The organism is Streptomyces sp. UF-297 (genome assembly GCF_058245575.1).
This window is the reverse complement of record NZ_JBSIBZ010000037.1, coordinates 42,486-59,469: the sequence shown is the minus strand read 5'-3', so window position 1 is coordinate 59,469 and position 16,984 is coordinate 42,486. Positions and strand designations below refer to the sequence as shown.

The following is a 16,984-nucleotide window of genomic DNA, read 5'->3' as shown; positions in this document are numbered from 1 at the left end:
CAGGTTGAGTAGCGCGAATCAGTGATGTGACGCCGTTCACCGTGCTCCCTCTTGTCCCTCCCAGACGGCCGTTCTATCGTCTGGATGTATCGAATCGATACATCAGCTCGGCATAAAGAACGCACGAGGCCAGGGAGGTGGAGGATGAGCAGACGGTCCGGCATCCTCGAATTCGCCATCCTGGGCCTGCTCCGCGAGTCCCCCATGCACGGCTACGAGCTGCGAAAACGGCTCAACACCTCGCTGGGGGTGTTCCGCGCGTTCAGCTACGGCACCCTCTACCCGTGCCTGAAGTCGCTGGTCGCCAGCGGCTGGCTGATCGAGGAGACGGGCGCCACTCCCGAGGGCGCGCCCGCCGCATCACTCGCAGGGCGCCGGGCGAAGATCGTCTACCGGTTGACCGCGGAGGGCAAGGAGCACTTCGAGGAGCTGCTCTCCCACTCCGGCCCGGACGCGTGGGAGGACGAGCACTTCGGCGTCCGCTTCGCCTTCTTCGGTCAGACCTCGCGGGACGTACGGATGCGGGTGCTCGAAGGCCGCCGCAGCCGGCTGGAGGAGCGCCTGGAGAAGATGCGCGCCTCCTTGGCCCGTACCCGCGAGCGGCTGGACGACTACACCCTCGAACTCCAGCGGCACGGCATGGAATCCGTGGAGCGCGAGGTCCGCTGGCTGAACGAGCTGATCGAGAGCGAGCGGGCCGGGCGCGACCAGCGTGCCCCCAAGTCCGCAGAGCCGGGCCACAAGGACCAGTCAGGAGATACGGGCGGCCTGCCCCGGCACCGGGGCGGATCCCGGCCGGATCCGTCCGATGACACCACCACATAAGGCCCCGCATCCCGCGGGGTCTTGTCGAGAACACAGGGAGCAACCGGAATGGGTTCGGTTCGCGTAGCCATCGTCGGCGTGGGCAACTGCGCCGCCTCGCTGGTGCAGGGCGTCGAGTTCTACAAGGACGCCGACCCGGACAGCCGCGTGCCCGGCCTCATGCACGTGCAGTTCGGCGACTACCACGTGCGTGACATCGAGTTCGTGGCTGCCTTCGACGTCGACGCCAAGAAGGTCGGCCTCGACCTCGCGGACGCCATCGGCGCCAGCGAGAACAACACCATCAAGATCTGCGATGTGCCGCGCTCCGGTGTGACCGTCCAGCGCGGCCACACCCTGGACGGCCTGGGCCTGTACTACCGCCAGACCATCGAGGAGTCCGCCGAGGCCCCCGTCGACGTCGTCCAGGTCCTCAAGGACCGCCAGGTCGACGTCCTGGTCTGCTACCTCCCCGTGGGCTCCGAGGACGCCGCGAAGTACTACGCGCAGTGCGCCATCGACGCCAAGGTCGCCTTCGTCAACGCCCTCCCGGTGTTCATCGCCGGCACCAAGGAGTGGGCGGACAAGTTCACCGAGGCCGGCGTCCCGATCGTCGGTGACGACATCAAGTCGCAGGTCGGCGCCACGATCACGCACCGCGTGATGGCCAAGCTGTTCGAGGACCGGGGCGTCGTCCTGGACCGCACGATGCAGCTGAACGTCGGCGGCAACATGGACTTCAAGAACATGCTGGAGCGCGACCGCCTGGAGTCCAAGAAGATCTCCAAGACGCAGGCCGTCACCTCCCAGATCCCCGACCGCGAGCTGGGCGAGAAGAACGTCCACATCGGCCCGTCGGACTACGTGGCCTGGCTGGACGACCGCAAGTGGGCCTACGTCCGCCTCGAGGGCCGCGCCTTCGGCGAGGTGCCGCTGAACCTGGAGTACAAGCTGGAGGTCTGGGACTCCCCGAACTCCGCGGGCATCATCATCGACGCCCTGCGCGCCGCGAAGATCGCCAAGGACCGCGGCATCGGCGGCCCCATCCTCTCCGCGTCCTCGTACTTCATGAAGTCCCCGCCGGTCCAGTACTTCGACGACCAGGCCCGGGAGAACGTCGAGAAGTTCATCAAGGGCGAGGTCGAGCGCTGACCCAGGTCGGCGTAGTGCGCTGACGCGCACCCGTGCTCCGTACGCGGGCCCCCGGGCAATCTCCCCGGGGGCCCGCGCCGTGTGTGAGGCTGTGCCTCATGCCCGTTGTGCGTGACCTTCGCGTATTGCTCCAACTGCGCGACTTCCGGCGCCTGCTGACCGTACGGCTCCTCTCGCAGGCCGCCGACGGCGTCTATCAGGTGGCGCTCGCCACGTACGTCGTCTTCTCCCCCGAAAAACAGGCCTCCCCCGCCGCCATCGCCTCGGCCATGGCGGTGCTGCTGCTCCCCTACTCCCTGCTCGGCCCGTTCACCGGCGTCCTCCTGGACCGCTGGCGCCGACGCCAGGTGCTCGTGCACGGCAACCTCCTGCGCACCGTGCTCGCCACCGGCACCGCCGCGCTGATCGTGGCCGGTGTCCCGGACTGGCTCTTCTACGCCTCCGCCCTGTGTGTCACGGCCGTCAACCGCTTCGTCCTGGCGGGCCTGTCGGCGGCCCTGCCCCGGGTGGTCGACGGCGAGGAGCGCCTCGTGATGGCCAACTCCCTTTCCCCCACGGCCGGAACGCTCGCGGCAACCGCAGGAGGAGGGCTGGCCTTCGCCGTCCGCCTCATGGGCACCGACTCCAACGCTCCGGTCGTGCTGCTCGGCGCGGCGCTCTATCTCTGCGCGGCCCTGGCCGCCGTACGGATGCCGCCGGACCTGCTCGGACCCGATACGGAACGCCTCCAACCCCTCCTGGGGGAAGCCCTGTTGAGCACGGCGCAGGGTCTTGTGGCCGGGCTGCGCCACCTCGCCGAACGCCGCGCCGCCGCCCGCGCCCTGACGGCGATGACCGTGATCCGCTTCTGCTACGGCGCGCTGACGGTCATGGTGCTGATGCTGTGCCGGTACGCCTGGGCCGACGGCGGCTCCGACGGCCTGGCGCTGCTGGGCGCCGCGGTGGGGATCTCCGGTGCGGGGTTCTTCGCGGCCGCGGTGATCACACCATGGGCGGTCGCCCGGCTCGGCCCCTTCGGATGGATCACCACCTGCGCCGCCTTCGCGGCCGTGCTGGTACCGGCCCTCGGCCTGCCGTTCGCACCCGGACCGATACTGGCCGCCGCGTTCGTCCTCGGCCTCAGCACCCAGGGCGCGAAGATCGCCACGGACACCGTGGTCCAGTCCTCGGTGGACGACGCCTTCCGCGGCCGGGTCTTCGCCATCTACGACATGCTCTACAACACCGCGTTCGTGGGCGCGGCGGCCGTGGCCGCGGTGGTGCTGCCACCGGACGGCAGGTCCGCCGCCCTGGTCCTCGGAGTCGCCATCCTCTATGCGCTGGTCGCGGTCCTTGTCCTGCACCGCCAACGGCGACAGCGGAGGTCCCGCTCACCCCAGCGCCCTCCCGCTGCGGAGCCTCGCTGAGAACCCGATACGTTACGGGGCGTCAATCACGCACCAAAGCGCATCACTTTCAGGGGGAATCCCATGACCACGCCGCCTCAGGGGCAGAATCCGTACGGCCAGGCCCCATATGGCCAAACCCCGTACGGCCAGGGTCCATACGCCCAGAACCCGTACCCTCAGGCGCCCAGCGCCCCGTACGGTCAGCCCCCTCAGGCACCCCATGCTCCGTACGGCCAGCCTCCTCAGGCGGGCTACGCCTACCCGCCGCAGCAGCAGGCACCGTACGGGCAGCAGCCGGGATTCCCGCAGGCACCCCAGCAGCCGCAGATACCCCAGGGCGGCGCCCCGGTTCCCCCGTCGCGGCCCGCTCGCAACGGCCCGTCCCCGATGACGATCCTCAAGGGCATAGGCGTCGTCATCGTCCTCATAGCCGGCGTCGTCTTCTGGATCAGCAGCTGGAACGACGCCGACACCGCCAAGGCCGGCGACTGCATGAAGAACAACGGCAACGACATCAAGCCCGACCTCGAGGTCGTCGACTGCGGCTCCGCCGAGGCCAAGTTCAAGGTGGAGCAGGTCCACAACGACACCCTCGACCGTTCCCTGTGCGGCCCGAGCGGCATTTCCTATGTGGAGAGCCAGCACCGCAGGAGGGGCGCGGACACCAAGTTCGTGCTGTGCCTGTCGCGGAAGTAGCAGGGCACCGCATGGGCTCGACAAGCCGCATGCGATGTTTCACGTGAAACAGACGGGCGTCCGCCTTCTCGGCGGACGCCCGTCGTTCTGTTTCACGTGAAACATCAGCCCTGCGCGGCCCACCACTCCTTGAGAGCCGCGACCGCCGCCTCGTGGTCCATCGGCCCGTTCTCCAGCCGCAGCTCGAGAAGGTGCTTGTAGGCCTTGCCGACCTCGGGCCCCGGCGAGATCCCCAGGATCTGCATGATGGCGTTGCCGTCCAGGTCGGGCCGGATCGCGTCCAGCTCCTCCTGCTCCTGAAGCTGCGCGATGCGCTCCTCGAGCCCGTCATAAGCGCGCGACAGAGCGTTGGCCTTGCGCTTGTTGCGGGTGGTGCAGTCCGATCGCGTCAGCTTGTGGAGCCGCTCCAGCAGCGGCCCGGCGTCACGGACATAGCGGCGCACCGCCGAGTCGGTCCACTCGCCCGTCCCGTACCCGTGGAACCGCAGGTGCAGTTCCACCAGCTGCGAGACATCCTTGATCATCTCGTTGGAGTACTTGAGAGCGGTCATCCGCTTCTTGGTCATCTTCGCTCCCACCACCTCGTGGTGGTGGAAGGAGACCCGGCCGTCCTTCTCGAAGCGCCGCGTCTTCGGCTTGCCGATGTCGTGCAGCAGCGCCGCCAGCCGCAGTACCAGGTCAGGCCCGTCCTCCTCCAGGTCGATGGCCTGCTCCAGGACGGTCAGCGTGTGCTCGTAGACATCCTTGTGACGGTGGTGCTCGTCGCACTCCAGGCGCAGCGCCGGCAGCTCCGGCAGCACCCGGTCGGCCAGACCCGTCTCGACCAGCAGCTTCAGCCCCTTGCGCGGGTGAGCGGCCAGGATCAGCTTGTTCAGCTCGTCCCGCACCCGCTCGGCGGAGACGATCTCGATCCGCTCCGCCATGGCCTTCATCGCCGCGACGACCTCGGGGGCGACCTCGAAGTCCAGCTGGGCGGCGAACCGCGCCGCGCGCATCATCCGCAGCGGGTCGTCCGAGAAGGACTCCTGCGGGGTGCCCGGCGTCCGCAGCACCCGCGCCGCGAGGTCCTCCAGGCCGCCGTGCGGGTCGATGAACTCCTTCTGCGGCAGCGCCACCGCCATGGCGTTGACCGTGAAGTCCCGGCGGACCAGGTCTTGCTCGATGGAGTCGCCGTAGGACACCTCGGGCTTGCGCGAGGTGCGGTCGTACGCCTCGGACCGGTAGGTCGTGATCTCGATGTCGAACGAGCTCTTCTTGCAGCCGACCGTGCCGAAGGCGATCCCGACCTCCCACACCGCGTCCGCCCAGGGCCGCACGATCTTCAGTACGTCCTCGGGGCGGGCATCGGTCGTGAAGTCCAGGTCGTTGCCGAGCCGGCCGAGCAGCGCATCCCGGACCGAACCGCCGACCAGGGCAAGCGTGAACCCGGCCTCCTGGAAACAGCGGGCCAGGTCATCCGCGACGGGGGAGACCCGCAGCAGTTCACTGACGGCGCGGCGCTGCACATGGCTCAGCGCGTTCGTCGACTGCGGGGTCCGCTCGGTCTGCGAGGTGGGGTTGTCATCGTTGGCGTTCGGCACAACAGAACAGGGTACGTGGCCGCGCCGGGCGAGGCTTCCTCGCCAAGCCCCGGGGGCGTCCCCACCGATACCGGGCGTCTCCCGAAAAAGGGGACCCGTACCCGGCCACCGGACCGGCGATCATGTGGAGCAGTCCCCAGCACTTCGCCACAGCGCGCATCGTTACCATTCGTGGACGCACATTCCGACGACCACTGACGACGACGAGGGACGGGCGAGCGCGTGGCCGAGGCGGCAGGGTTCCAGGGGAGTGAACGGCCGCGTGGGCGATGGCTGCGGCGCACCGCGACAGTCCTCGCCTCGGTGCCCCTGCTCGTAGGACTGCTGAACCTCCCGGCTCCCTCCGCCGCGCGGGCCGCCGAGACCGGCAGCCGCACCGTCGACGTCGCCATCGACAGCCTCACGCCCCCCGCCCCGTCGAAGGACGGCGAGATCACCGTCTCCGGCACCGTCACCAATGACGGGGACTCCACAGTCACCGACGCGCATGTGGCACTGCGCCGCGGCCAGATCCTCAACAGCCGCAGCGCCATCGACGCCCTCGCCAACCGCGCGGCCTTCTCCAGCGCGGACGGCCCGGAGGTCAAGGACCACACCGCGAAGATCGACAAGCTGGAGCCGGGCGTCAGCCGCTCCTTCGACCTGCGCGTACCGGTCAAGGACCTCGAGCTCGACGACGACGGCGTCTACCAGATCGGCGTCTCCCTCTCCGGCAAGACCGAGGAGGCCCGGTATGAGCAGGTGCTCGGCATCAAGCGGACCTCGCTGTCCTGGAAGCCGTCCGACGCGGAGAAGAAGACACAGCTCACCTTTCTGTGGCCGCTGATCTCCGCCACCCACCTCACCGCAGAGACCGACGCGGACCTGGAGCAGACGCCGGTCTTCCGCGACGACAAGCTGACGGCGGAGATCGCGCCCGGCGGACGGCTGCAGCAGATGGTCGCGCTCGGCAAGGAACTCCCGGTCACCTTCGTCATCGACCCCGACCTGCTCGCCACCGTCGACGCGATGACCAGGCCCTACAAGGTCGACGGACCAAACGGCCCCACCGCGGGCAAGAACCAGGCGATCGCCAAGCAGTGGCTGAACGACCTGACGGAAGCGGTGAACAACCACGAGGTCGTGGCGCTCCCCTTCGCCGACCCCGACCTGGCGTCGCTGGCGCACCACGGCCGGGAGGTGCCCGGCGCGCTCAGCCACCTCGGCCCGGCGACCGAGCTGGCGACGCGGACCGTGAACACCGTCCTGCACGTCAAGCCGCGCACGGACTTCACCTGGCCCGTCAACGGGGCCATCGACTCCTCCATCGTGGATGTGGCCACCTCCGCGGGCTCGCACAACGTCATCACCCGCAGCGACAGCCTGCGCGAGGGCAGCGACCTGTCCTACACGCCGACCGCCGCCCGGCCCATCGGCGGCGGCAACACGGCCGTCGTCGCGGACGCGCGGCTGTCCACCGCCTTCGAGGGCGACCTGTCCCGGGCGGAGAACGCCACGCTCGCCGTGCAGCAGTTCGTCGCCCAGACCCTGATGATCGACCTCCAGGAGCCGGGCCGGCAGCGCAGCATCGTCGTCGCCCCCCAGCGCATGCCCTCGGTGAGCCAGGCCCAGGCGATGGCGTCCGCGCTCAAGGCGCTGAACCCCGGACGCTGGACGCAGTCCCTGAACCTCGGCGCCGCGGCGAAGGCCCAGCCGGACCCCGGCGCCAACCGCGAGATCCCGGACAGCGACGCCTACCCCGCCTCGCTGCGCAAGCAGGAGCTGCCCACCGCGGCCTTCCGCGAGATCCAGGACACCCAGACCGCCCTCGACGACTTCACGGTCATCCTGGCCCAGCCGGGGCGGGTGGTGACCCCCTTCGGCAGCGCCATAATGCGGGAGATGTCGACCGAGTGGCGCGGCGACAGCAAGGGCGCCCAGCAGTTCCGTAAGTCCGTACGCAAGTACCTCGACGGGCTGAAGGCCAAGATCCACCTGATCCCCAAGTCGGACGCGACGCTCTCCGGCCGCAGCGCGACGATCCCGGTGACGGTCCAGAACAACCTGTACCAGGGCGTGCGCAACATGACCCTGGAGCTCACGTCCTCGCAGCCCAACCGTCTGGATGTCGGCGCCCCGCAGAAAATCGCGGTCGACGGCGGCCGCAACCAGTCCTTCAAGTTCGACACCACGGCCGCTGCCAACGGCCCCGTACGGGTGACCGCTCAGCTCTACACCTCGGACGGCAAGCCCTACGGCGACCCCATGTCCTTCGAGGTGAACGTCACCGAGATCACGGCGACTGTCATGCTCGTCATCGCGGGCGGTGTGCTGCTGCTCGTGCTCGCCGGTGTACGGATCTACTTCCAGCGCAAGAGTGCCGCGGCGCGGGAGGACGACGAAGGCGGCGAGGGCACGGACGGCGACAGCGGCGATACGGGCGGCGACGTACCCGAGCAGCCGAGTGACCCGCAGCCGGACACCGGTTCGGAAAGCACGGACGGGTCCGGCTCAGGTGAGAAAGTGGACCGTTGATAGATGGCGGGGCCGGATGGCCGGCGACGGATGAGGTGGGGCAGCGATGAATGCGCCGTACGACGGTGACCGCGGCCGGGGCGCGAGCGGCGATCCCGCGGGGCAGGCCCCCGCGCACCCGCACGTCCCGCCGCCTCAGGACCCCTATGTCCAGGACGCCTACGCCAACGACCCGTTCCGCGCCCAGGACCCCACGGCCCAGGATCCGGTGACCGAAGCGCTCTACGACCGGGCCGCGCACCCCCCGCCTCCCCCGGGACAGCCCCCGCACCCGCTCTACCAGCAGCCGCCCGCGCCGCAGCACGCCCCCGACCCGCAGTTGTGGGCGCCGCCCCCGGCGCCCGAGCCGCAGGGCCCGGGCCGCCGCCTGCCCTACGGCGACGACGCGGCGACGACACAGTTCGTGGGTGTGGACGACTTGGTCAGCCAGGCCGCGGACGAGCGCCCCGAGCCCGATGCGTTCGCCCATCTCTTCCGGGACCAGCAGCCCTACGAGCCGCAGCGTCCCGCCCCGCAACAGCAGCAGCAACAGCCCGTGCCCGCCCCGGCGGCCGTGCCGGAGCAGCCGGTCCCGGCCCCGGAGACGGTGGCCCCTCCCGTGCAGGCGCCTGCCAAGCCCTCCGGCGGCAAGGCCGGCAATCTGCTGAAGTCCAGTGCGGTGATGGCCGCGGGCACGATGGTCTCCCGGCTCACCGGCTTCGTACGGTCCGCGCTGATCGCCTCGGCGCTGGGCGCTGCCGTCCTCGGTGACTCCTGGCAGGTCGCCTACACCCTGCCGACGATGATCTTCATCCTGACCATCGGCGGCGGCCTGAACTCCGTCTTCGTCCCCCAGCTCGTACGGGCGATGAAGGAGGACGAGGACGGCGGCGAGGCGTACGCCAACCGTCTGCTCACCCTGGTCATGGTGATCCTCGGAGCGCTGACGGTCGTCGCCGTGCTCGCGGCTCCGCTCCTGGTCAAGCTGATGTCCTTCGACATCTCCCGTGACCCGGCGGCCAACGAGGTCGCCGTCGCCTTCACCCGCTACTGCGTACCCACGATCTTCTTCATGGGTGTGCACGTGGTGATGGGCCAGATCCTCAACGCCCGTGGCCGCTTCGGCGCGATGATGTGGACCCCGGTCCTCAACAACATCGTCATGATCGCCACGTTCGCCCTGTTCATCTGGGTCTACGGATCGGCCAAGAACTCCCAGATGGGCGTCACCACCATCCCGGACGAGGGCATCCGGCTGCTGGGCATCGGCACGCTACTCGGCCTGGTCGTCCAGGCGCTGGCGATGGTCCCCTACCTCCGCGACGCGGGCTTCAAGATCAGGCTGCGCTTCGACTGGCGCGGCCACGGACTGGGCAAGGCGGCCAAGCTCGCCAAGTGGACGATCCTGTTCGTGCTGGCCAACCAGGCCGGTGTGCTGGTCGTCTCGCAGCTCTCCACCTGGGCCGGAAACTCCGCCGACGCCGAAGGCTTCCCCGGCACGGGTTACATGGCGTACTCCAACGCCCAGCTGATCTGGAACATGCCGCAGGCCATCATCACCGTCTCCGTGATGGCCGCTCTGCTGCCGCGCCTGTCCCGTTCGGCACACGACGGCGACACCGGCGCCGTGCGCGACGACATCTCCCAGGGCCTGCGTACTTCCGCCGTGGCGATCGTGCCCATCGCCTTCGGCTTCGTCGCCCTCGGCATCCCGATGTGCACCCTGATCTACAACTCCTCGGGCGCCGGCGTCCCCATGGGCTACATGCTGATGGCCTTCGGCATCGGCCTGATCCCCTTCTCCGTGCAGTACGTCGTCCTGCGCGCGTTCTACGCGTACGAGGACACCCGCACCCCCTTCTTCAACACGGTGATCGTCGCCGCCGTCAACGCGGCCGCCTCCGCCCTCTGCTTCCTCATCCTTCCCGCGCGCTGGGCCGTGGTCGGCATGGCCGCCTCGTACGGCCTGGCGTACATCATCGGCGTCGGCGTGGCGTGGCGGCGGCTGCGCAAGCGGATGGGCGGCGACTTGGACGGCGCGCACATCGTCCGTACGTACGCACGGCTGGCGGGCGCCAGCATCCCCGCCACACTGGTCTCCGGTGGCATCGTTTACGCCATCATGCAGGCACTGGGCACCGGCGTTCTCGGCTCTCTCGCCGCGCTGGTCGGTGGCGGTGCCGCACTGCTGGTGGTCTTCTACGCGGCGGCCAGGAAGATGCGCATCGAAGAACTGAACGCCTTGGTGGGCATGGTCCGCGCCAAGCTGGGGCGCTGAGCCCGCACAACCATCGTCCGCCACTGTGTGTCGTGCATAGCGGCGGACTGTGGGCACAATTGTCTTGGCTCTGAGAGCGTGCAACGGATGGGGAGGCAGGAACGACGGTGGCGGAACGGAGCACGGCTGCCGTCGACGTGGCCGACACGAGCGGTGAAGAACCGCTGACCGCCAAGGCGGGAGAGGCCACGACCGACGGTGCGGAGGCCGAGAAGGTAGCCCGCACAGAGAAGGACACCGCACGCACCGACGAGCAGCATGCGTCGGCATCCGAAGCACAACCACCGGAACTGCACAGCGGCCACAAGCTCGCCAGACGCTACCGACTGGAAGAGTGCGTCACCCGTCTGGACGGATTCAGCAGCTGGCGTGCGGTCGACGAGAAGCTGCGCCGTGCCGTCGGTGTGCACATCCTGCCCGCCGACCACCCGCGCGCCCGCCCCGTGCTGTCCGCCGCCCGATCGGCCGCGCTCCTGGGCGATCCGCGCTTCGTCCAGGTCCTGGACGCCGTCGAGGAGAACGACGTCGTCTATGTCGTGCACGAGTGGCTTCCGGACGCCACCGAGCTCACCACGGTGCTGGCCAACGGGCCCCTGGAGCCGCACGACGCCTACCAGCTCGTCAGCCAGGTCTCCCAGGCCATGGCCGCCGCCCACCGCGAGGGCCTGGCCCACCTCAGGCTCACCCCCGGCTCCGTGCTGCGCACCGAGTCCGGGCAGTACCGCATCCGCGGCCTCGCGGTGATGGCCGCCCTGCGCGGCATCACCTGCGAGCGCCCCCAGCGCACCGACACCGAGGCGATCGGCGCGCTGCTGTACGCCGCCCTCACCCGCCGCTGGCCGTACGAGAGTGACGCCTACGGCCTCACCGGCCTGCCCAAGGACGTGGGGCTGATCGCCCCGGACCAGGTGCGTGCCGGGGTCCACCGCGGTCTGTCGGAGCTGGCCATGCGCGCGCTGGTCAACGACGGCGCCACCGCCTCCCGTCAGGAACAGCCCTGCGCCACTCCCGAGGAACTGGCCAAGGCGGTCGCGGCCATGCCGCGTATCCGGCCCCCGGAGACGTCCTTCACCACGCCGCCGCCCTATCAGCGCACGGCCTTCCAGCAGGGCACCTACGGACAGTCGACGACCCGCAACAACCAGGCGAGCCAGGCCACCCGACAGGTCCCCACGCCGCCGCCCCCGCTGCAGAGCCGCACCGGCAAGGCACTGAAGTGGTGCGTCTCCGCCCTGCTCATCGCCGCCCTCGGCCTGGGCAGCTGGCAACTGGCGGACACCCTGCTCCAGAGGGAGAACGAGAGCGAGGGCTCGGGCAGCTCCCAGCCGAGCAGCAACGAGGCCAAGAAGCCGAGTGGCAAGCCGATCAAGATCGCGGATGCTCAGGAGTACTACCCCGACGGCAAGCCGCAGCACACCGACCAGGTGCAGTTCACCTACGACGGGAAGCCCGACACCTACTGGCGCAGTAAGAGCTATCACGAGGGCCCGGCTCTGAACCCGGGCTTCAAGAAGGGCGTCGGCATCACCTACGACCTCGGCTCGAAGCAGCAGCTGAGCAAGGTGTCGATAGGGCTGCACTACCCCGGCGACCACACCACCGTGACGCTCTACGCGGCCAATTCCCTTTCGCCTTCCGAGCCGCTGAGTTCCATGCAGAAGCTCGGAACCGTCGATACTTCACAGACCACTGCGGACCTGAAGTTCGAGAAGTCGGCGCAGGCGCGCTATGTCCTCGTCTGGATCACCGCGATGCCGTACGGGCAGAGAGACGAATTCAGTGATCCCGGGTTCAAGCAAGCCGTGACGGATGTGTCCTTCACCGGCTGACACCGCGAGCGAATCGGTTTCCAGAAAGATTCAGGGCCCCGGCCGAGGAAACGGCCGGGGCCCTGAGCTTCGCCTCAACAGCGAAAATACACACCGCAGCGTCAGTTCCAGCCGGTGCAGTAGGTGACGTTGTTACCGAAGTAACCGCAGGCCCGCACCGAATATCCCGGACCGTCGTACTGAAGGTTGGTGCCGGCGATGGTTGCCGTCTCGCCCGGGTCGAGACTGAAGCCACGCCGCTGGACCAGCCCGTTCCAGGTCTTCCCTCCGTTGCGGGAGACATCCAGCCACAGCGCTCCCTCGCTGTCGCTGTTCTGGGACGTCATGCTTGCCATGGCCCAGTCGTGACCGTCACTGCACGTGTAAACGAGCAGTTTCACCGTCGCGTGTCCGCCGTACGTCTTCGCCGACAGCGACTTCCGGAAGCTGCAGCTTCCCTTGGAGACTGCCGACGCCGAAGCCGGCATGGCCCCCAGAGCAATTACCGCAGCCACAGCGATCAACAACAGACGCTTGATATTCCGCATCATTTGACTCAAACACCCCCACACCAAGAAGCAGGATTTCAACGGACAGGAGGAACTCGAATCCGCCACCTGCGATGCGGCATGCCCCCTTTGCCGTTGTTGATCTTTTCATCCCCTGTACATGACAGCAACTCACGCAAAATGCGCATTCGCCCCTTCTCTAACGGCCGCACGCCAGCATCGGGCGCGAGGGTCACGATCCGGCCGGCGCACTGCGACCAGCACGCTCCGGCCGCCCGGATCGCACATCCGCTGAATCATTTACTTTCGCCGCAGGGGAGGCTTCAATGGGCAGGAGTTGGAGCACTCGGTGGGGGTGTCGTGCGCGCTGAGGACAACGAAGCACTCGCGCCGAATGACGCCGAACTGCTGACACAGCACCTCAAAGGCGACCCAGACGCCTTCGGGGAGATTGTTCGGCGGCACCGGGACCGGTTGTGGGCAGTGGCACTGCGTACGCTCGGCGATCGCGAGGAGGCCGCCGACGCTGTCCAGGACGCCCTGGTTTCCGCCTACCGGGCCGCGCACACCTTTCGTGGTCAGTCCGCGGTGACGACCTGGCTGCATCGCATCACGGTCAACGCCTGTCTGGACCGGGCCCGTAAGGCGGCCTCGCGGCGGACCTCCCCTGTGGCCGAGACCGAGCGGCTGGAGCAGTTGCTGGAGCCCGAGGAGTCCGCAGCGGTTCCGGCCGAGCGTCAGGATCTGCACCGCGAACTGCTCAGCGCTCTGCGGACGCTGCCCGCCGAGCAGCGTGCCGCTCTCGTCCTGGTCGACATGCAGGGATACCCCGTGGCCGAGGCAGCGAAGATCCTCGATGTGCCCACCGGGACGGTCAAGAGCCGCTGTGCGCGGGGCCGGGCCCGTCTCCTTCCGATGCTCACCCATCTGCGTCCCGAAGCCGGGGGTAGCAGACCCGCGAGCGGGGGAAGGAACCGGGCGCAGGGGACATCCGTCCCACCGGCGGCAGGACCCAACGACACAGGTGCCGTGAAGGGCGGAGGTGGGTGAGCGTGACTTCCAGGACCGACACGGATGAGCACCCGGAGGTCTCGGAGATCTCTGCACTCACGGACGGACTGCTCTCCCCGTCCCGTAGCGCCGATCTACGCGACCACCTCGCCTGCTGCGAATTGTGCGAGGACGTCCATGCCTCCCTGGAGGAGATCCGTGGACTGCTCGGCACACTCCCCGGACCCGCGCGGATGCCCGAGGACGTGGCCGGCCGTATCGACGCCGCGCTCGCGGCCGAGGCACTCCTCAATTCCACCGCGCCGGAGGACGACGACGCTGTTTCACGTGAAACAGCGCCATCGGTTGTGACGACACGTGTTTCACGTGAAACAACACCGGCCGACACCTCGGACGGCACTGCCGCCCAGGACCGCCCCGCAGGCCGGCCCCGCGGAGCGACCGGCCCCGGTCGACAAACGCCTGGAATCCGATCGACGCGCGCTCGACGCTGGCCCAGGGTTCTTCTCGGCACCGCGGCGGCCGTCGCGGTCCTGGGAATCGGCGGCATCGTCGTCCAGAACATGACGTCGGCCTCCGGATCGGGCGGCGAGCAGCACGGAGCCGTACCCGAGAAGAGCTCCAACAGCGACGTCTCCACGCTCAGCTCCAGCACGCTCGAAGAACAGGTGCACGGGCTGCTCGCGGGCTCGGGGCCCAACAAGGCCCCGCGCATCGGTACACGCAGCGCCTCCGAAACGCCCCTGCGTGCGGGGTCGGACGCTGTCCCCTCCTGTGTGCGCAAGGGCATCGGGCGGTCCGAGACACCCCTTGCCGCCACGGAGGGGACGTACGAGGGCCGGAACGCCTATCTCGTCGTCCTGCCGCACCCTTCCGACGCGACGCAGGTCTCCGCCTACGTCGTCTCCGCTTCCTGCGCCTCGGCCTCACCACCGGTGCCCGGTGAGGTTCTGCTGAGCGGTTCCTACCGCCGGGAGTGAGACCACGGGACGTGTGCTGTGGCGCTCACGGGAATGCTCGCCCCGTAGGATCCGTTGGGTGGGGTGAGAGTTCCGAGAGAGCCCCAGCAAGCAGTCGGCAGAGACAAGGAAGACACCCGTGAGCGACGTCCGCAACGTGATCATCATCGGCTCCGGCCCCGCGGGCTACACCGCCGCGCTCTACACCGCCCGTGCCTCCCTCAAGCCGCTGGTGTTCGAGGGTGCCGTCACCGCCGGCGGCGCTCTGATGAACACCACTGAGGTGGAGAACTTCCCCGGTTTCCGTGACGGCATCATGGGCCCGGACCTGATGGACAGCATGCGTGCCCAGGCGGAGCGATTCGGCGCCGAGCTCGTGCCGGACGACATCGTCGCGGTCGACCTCTCCGAGGAGATCAAGACCGTCACCGACACCGCGGGCAATGTGCACCGCGCCAAGGCCGTCATCGTCACCACCGGCTCCCAGCACCGCAAGCTCGGTCTGCCGCGTGAGGACGAGCTGTCCGGCCGTGGCGTCTCGTGGTGCGCCACGTGCGACGGCTTCTTCTTCAAGGACCAGGACATCGCCGTGATCGGTGGTGGCGACACCGCGATGGAAGAGGCGACCTTCCTCTCCCGGTTCGCCAAGTCGGTCACGATCGTCCACCGCCGTGACACGCTGCGCGCGAGCAAGGCGATGCAGGAGCGTGCCTTCGCCGACCCGAAGATCAAGTTCGTGTGGGACAGCGAGATCGCCGAGATCCACGGCGACGCCAAGCTCTCCGGGCTGACCCTGCGCAACGTCAAGACCGGTGAGACCTCCGAGCTGCCGGTGACGGGCCTGTTCATCGCGATCGGCCACGACCCGCGCACCGAGCTGTTCAAGGGCCAGCTGGAGCTGGACGACGAGGGTTACCTCAAGGTCGAATCCCCCAGCACACGCACGAACCTCACGGGCGTCTTCGCCGCCGGTGACGTCGTGGACCACACCTACCGCCAGGCGATCACCGCGGCCGGCACCGGGTGCTCCGCCGCTCTGGACGCCGAGCGGTTCCTCGCCGCCCTCGCCGACGGTGAGGCCACCCCCGAGCCGGAGAAGACCGCCGCCGTCTGATCCCGACTCCAGCTTCCCCCCATACCCCCCTCAGTAAGGAGAAAGCCATGGCCGGTGCCACGGTGACCGTGACGGACGCCAACTTCGAAGAGGTCGTCCTCAACAGCGACAAGCCCGTCCTCGTCGACTTCTGGGCCACCTGGTGCGGCCCGTGCCGCCAGGTCGCCCCGTCCCTGGAGGCCATCGCAGCCGAGCACGACGAGATCGTCATCGCCAAGCTCAACACCGACGAGAACCCCGCCACCACCGCCAAGTACGGCGTCATGTCGATCCCGACCATGAACGTCTACAAGGGCGGCGAGGTCGTGAAGACCATCGTCGGCGCCAAGCCGAAGGCCGCGATCGAGCGTGACCTGGCGGACTTCCTCGCCTGAGCGAGCCGCACACGGCGTTCCATGCGAACGGGCCTGCCCCATCGGGGCAGGCCCGTTCGCGTACCGGGGCGGGCGCGCCTACAGAGGTCTGAGCGCGGGCTCTTTCTGCACCGCTCCCAGCAGCCGGTCCAGCGCCAGTTCCACGTCTTCCTTCCAGGAGATCGTGGTGCGCAGTTCCAGGCGCAGACGCGGATAGCGAGGGTGCGGGCGCACGGTCTTGAAGCCGACGGCCAGGAGGTGGTCGGCGGGCAGGACGCACGCCGGCTCCTTCCAGCGCGCGTCCCCGAAGGCCTCGATCGCCTTGAAGCCGCGTCTGATGAGGTCCTTCGCCACGGTCTGCACCATCACCCGGCCCAGCCCCTGACCCTGGTAGCCGGGCATCAGCCAGGCCGTCAGCAGCTGTACGGCGTCGGGGGAGACGGGACTGGTGGGAAAGGCCGTGGAGCGCGGCACATAGGCCGGCGGCGCGTACATCACGAAGCCGACGGGCACGTCGTCGACGTAGACGACCCGGCCGCACGACCCCCACTCCAGGAGTACGGCCGAGATCCAGGCCTCTTTCTCCAGCTCGGGCCGGCCGGCCTTTACCGCGGCTTCGCCACTGACGGGGTCGAGCTCCCAGAAGACACAGGAGCGGCAGCGCTTGGGGACATCCGAGAGGTTGTCCAGCGTGAGCGGTACGAGCCGACGGCCCATGAAGCAAGATCCTCACTTCCATCGCCCGCCGCACCGCGTGGGGCCGTCGGTGCTCCCCGCTCCGTGAGCAGGCCACCGACGAATCCACCGACTGCGCCGAGGCCGAACCCCGCTGCCATCAG

General features: G+C 68.8%; 14 protein-coding genes. 11 read left to right on the top strand and 3 right to left on the bottom strand.

Annotation, left to right across the window (positions count from 1 at the left end; all coding sequences use genetic code 11):
* The first annotated feature begins 144 nt into the window (after positions 1-144).
* The 4 genes from AC4IJH_RS21705 to AC4IJH_RS21690 all read left to right on the top strand — a co-directional run bounded on the left by AC4IJH_RS21705 (position 145) and on the right by AC4IJH_RS21690 (position 4,040).
* Positions 145-825 (top strand): PadR family transcriptional regulator, encoded by a 681-nt coding sequence (locus AC4IJH_RS21705; protein WP_490853465.1) that lies wholly within the window; start codon positions 145-147, stop codon positions 823-825.
* Positions 826-873: 48 nt separating this feature from the next.
* Positions 874-1,956 carry an inositol-3-phosphate synthase gene (locus AC4IJH_RS21700; RefSeq protein WP_490853464.1) on the top strand — a complete coding sequence of 361 codons (1,083 nt, stop codon included), beginning with the start codon at positions 874-876 and terminating at the stop codon, positions 1,954-1,956.
* 98 nt (positions 1,957-2,054) lie between these two features.
* Positions 2,055-3,362 (top strand): MFS transporter, encoded by a 1,308-nt coding sequence (locus AC4IJH_RS21695; protein ID WP_490853463.1) that lies wholly within the window; start codon positions 2,055-2,057, stop codon positions 3,360-3,362.
* A gap of 369 nt (positions 3,363-3,731) precedes the next feature.
* Positions 3,732-4,040 (top strand): LppU/SCO3897 family protein, encoded by a 309-nt coding sequence (locus AC4IJH_RS21690; protein WP_490853462.1) that lies wholly within the window; start codon positions 3,732-3,734, stop codon positions 4,038-4,040.
* A gap of 104 nt (positions 4,041-4,144) precedes the next feature.
* On the opposite strand, the gene AC4IJH_RS21685 is transcribed toward AC4IJH_RS21690, so the two are convergent.
* Positions 4,145-5,620: a CCA tRNA nucleotidyltransferase gene (locus AC4IJH_RS21685; RefSeq protein ID WP_490853461.1), complete on the bottom strand. Its 1,476-nt coding sequence runs from the start codon at positions 5,618-5,620 to the stop codon at positions 4,145-4,147.
* Between the two features lie 222 nt (positions 5,621-5,842).
* Here AC4IJH_RS21685 and AC4IJH_RS21680 point away from each other — a divergent pair, with 222 nt between their 5' ends.
* The 3 genes from AC4IJH_RS21680 to AC4IJH_RS21670 all read left to right on the top strand — a co-directional run bounded on the left by AC4IJH_RS21680 (position 5,843) and on the right by AC4IJH_RS21670 (position 12,220).
* Entirely contained in the window at positions 5,843-8,134 is a 2,292-nt protein-coding gene (locus AC4IJH_RS21680; protein ID WP_490853460.1) for a DUF6049 family protein, read from the top strand.
* A gap of 46 nt (positions 8,135-8,180) precedes the next feature.
* Positions 8,181-10,391 carry a murein biosynthesis integral membrane protein MurJ gene (gene murJ, locus AC4IJH_RS21675; protein WP_490853459.1) on the top strand — a complete coding sequence of 737 codons (2,211 nt, stop codon included), beginning with the start codon at positions 8,181-8,183 and terminating at the stop codon, positions 10,389-10,391.
* Between the two features lie 107 nt (positions 10,392-10,498).
* Entirely contained in the window at positions 10,499-12,220 is a 1,722-nt protein-coding gene (locus AC4IJH_RS21670; RefSeq protein WP_490853458.1) for a protein kinase family protein, read from the top strand.
* Between the two features lie 101 nt (positions 12,221-12,321).
* Here the strand turns inward: AC4IJH_RS21670 and AC4IJH_RS21665 are convergent, their stop codons facing one another.
* Entirely contained in the window at positions 12,322-12,747 is a 426-nt protein-coding gene (locus AC4IJH_RS21665; protein ID WP_490853457.1) for a hypothetical protein, read from the bottom strand.
* Between the two features lie 321 nt (positions 12,748-13,068).
* Between AC4IJH_RS21665 and sigM the strand changes: the two genes are divergently transcribed.
* The 4 genes from sigM (at position 13,069) to trxA (ending at position 16,166) form a co-directional block, all read left to right on the top strand.
* Complete coding sequence (sigM, locus tag AC4IJH_RS21660; protein WP_490853456.1) at positions 13,069-13,758, top strand: RNA polymerase sigma factor SigM; 690 nt, start codon at positions 13,069-13,071, stop codon at positions 13,756-13,758.
* Positions 13,759-13,760: 2 nt separating this feature from the next.
* On the top strand, positions 13,761-14,699 hold the full coding sequence (locus tag AC4IJH_RS21655; RefSeq protein ID WP_490853455.1) for an anti-sigma factor family protein: 939 nt from the start codon (positions 13,761-13,763) through the stop codon (positions 14,697-14,699).
* 118 nt (positions 14,700-14,817) lie between these two features.
* Positions 14,818-15,792: a thioredoxin-disulfide reductase gene (trxB, locus tag AC4IJH_RS21650; RefSeq protein WP_490853454.1), complete on the top strand. Its 975-nt coding sequence runs from the start codon at positions 14,818-14,820 to the stop codon at positions 15,790-15,792.
* A gap of 47 nt (positions 15,793-15,839) precedes the next feature.
* A complete protein-coding gene (trxA, locus tag AC4IJH_RS21645; protein WP_451442339.1) occupies positions 15,840-16,166 on the top strand; it encodes a thioredoxin in 327 nt (108 codons plus the stop codon).
* 78 nt (positions 16,167-16,244) lie between these two features.
* Here trxA and AC4IJH_RS21640 read toward each other — a convergent pair whose 3' ends face one another.
* Positions 16,245-16,862 carry a GNAT family N-acetyltransferase gene (locus tag AC4IJH_RS21640; protein WP_490853453.1) on the bottom strand — a complete coding sequence of 206 codons (618 nt, stop codon included), beginning with the start codon at positions 16,860-16,862 and terminating at the stop codon, positions 16,245-16,247.
* Positions 16,863-16,984: the final 122 nt, after the last annotated feature.

What these genes read in the sequence shown, in the direction of transcription:
- trxA (WP_451442339.1), top strand. Translation starts at nt 15,840, where the DNA reads ATGGCCGGTGCCACGGTGACCGTGACGGACGCCAACTTCGAAGAGGTC.
- murJ (WP_490853459.1), top strand. Translation starts at nt 8,181, where the DNA reads ATGAATGCGCCGTACGACGGTGACCGCGGCCGGGGCGCGAGCGGCGAT.
- AC4IJH_RS21695 (WP_490853463.1), top strand. Translation starts at nt 2,055, where the DNA reads ATGCCCGTTGTGCGTGACCTTCGCGTATTGCTCCAACTGCGCGACTTC.
- AC4IJH_RS21705 (WP_490853465.1), top strand. Translation starts at nt 145, where the DNA reads ATGAGCAGACGGTCCGGCATCCTCGAATTCGCCATCCTGGGCCTGCTC.
- AC4IJH_RS21665 (WP_490853457.1), bottom strand. Translation starts at nt 12,747, where the DNA reads ATGCGGAATATCAAGCGTCTGTTGTTGATCGCTGTGGCTGCGGTAATT.
- AC4IJH_RS21700 (WP_490853464.1), top strand. Translation starts at nt 874, where the DNA reads ATGGGTTCGGTTCGCGTAGCCATCGTCGGCGTGGGCAACTGCGCCGCC.
- AC4IJH_RS21640 (WP_490853453.1), bottom strand. Translation starts at nt 16,862, where the DNA reads ATGGGCCGTCGGCTCGTACCGCTCACGCTGGACAACCTCTCGGATGTC.
- AC4IJH_RS21690 (WP_490853462.1), top strand. Translation starts at nt 3,732, where the DNA reads ATGACGATCCTCAAGGGCATAGGCGTCGTCATCGTCCTCATAGCCGGC.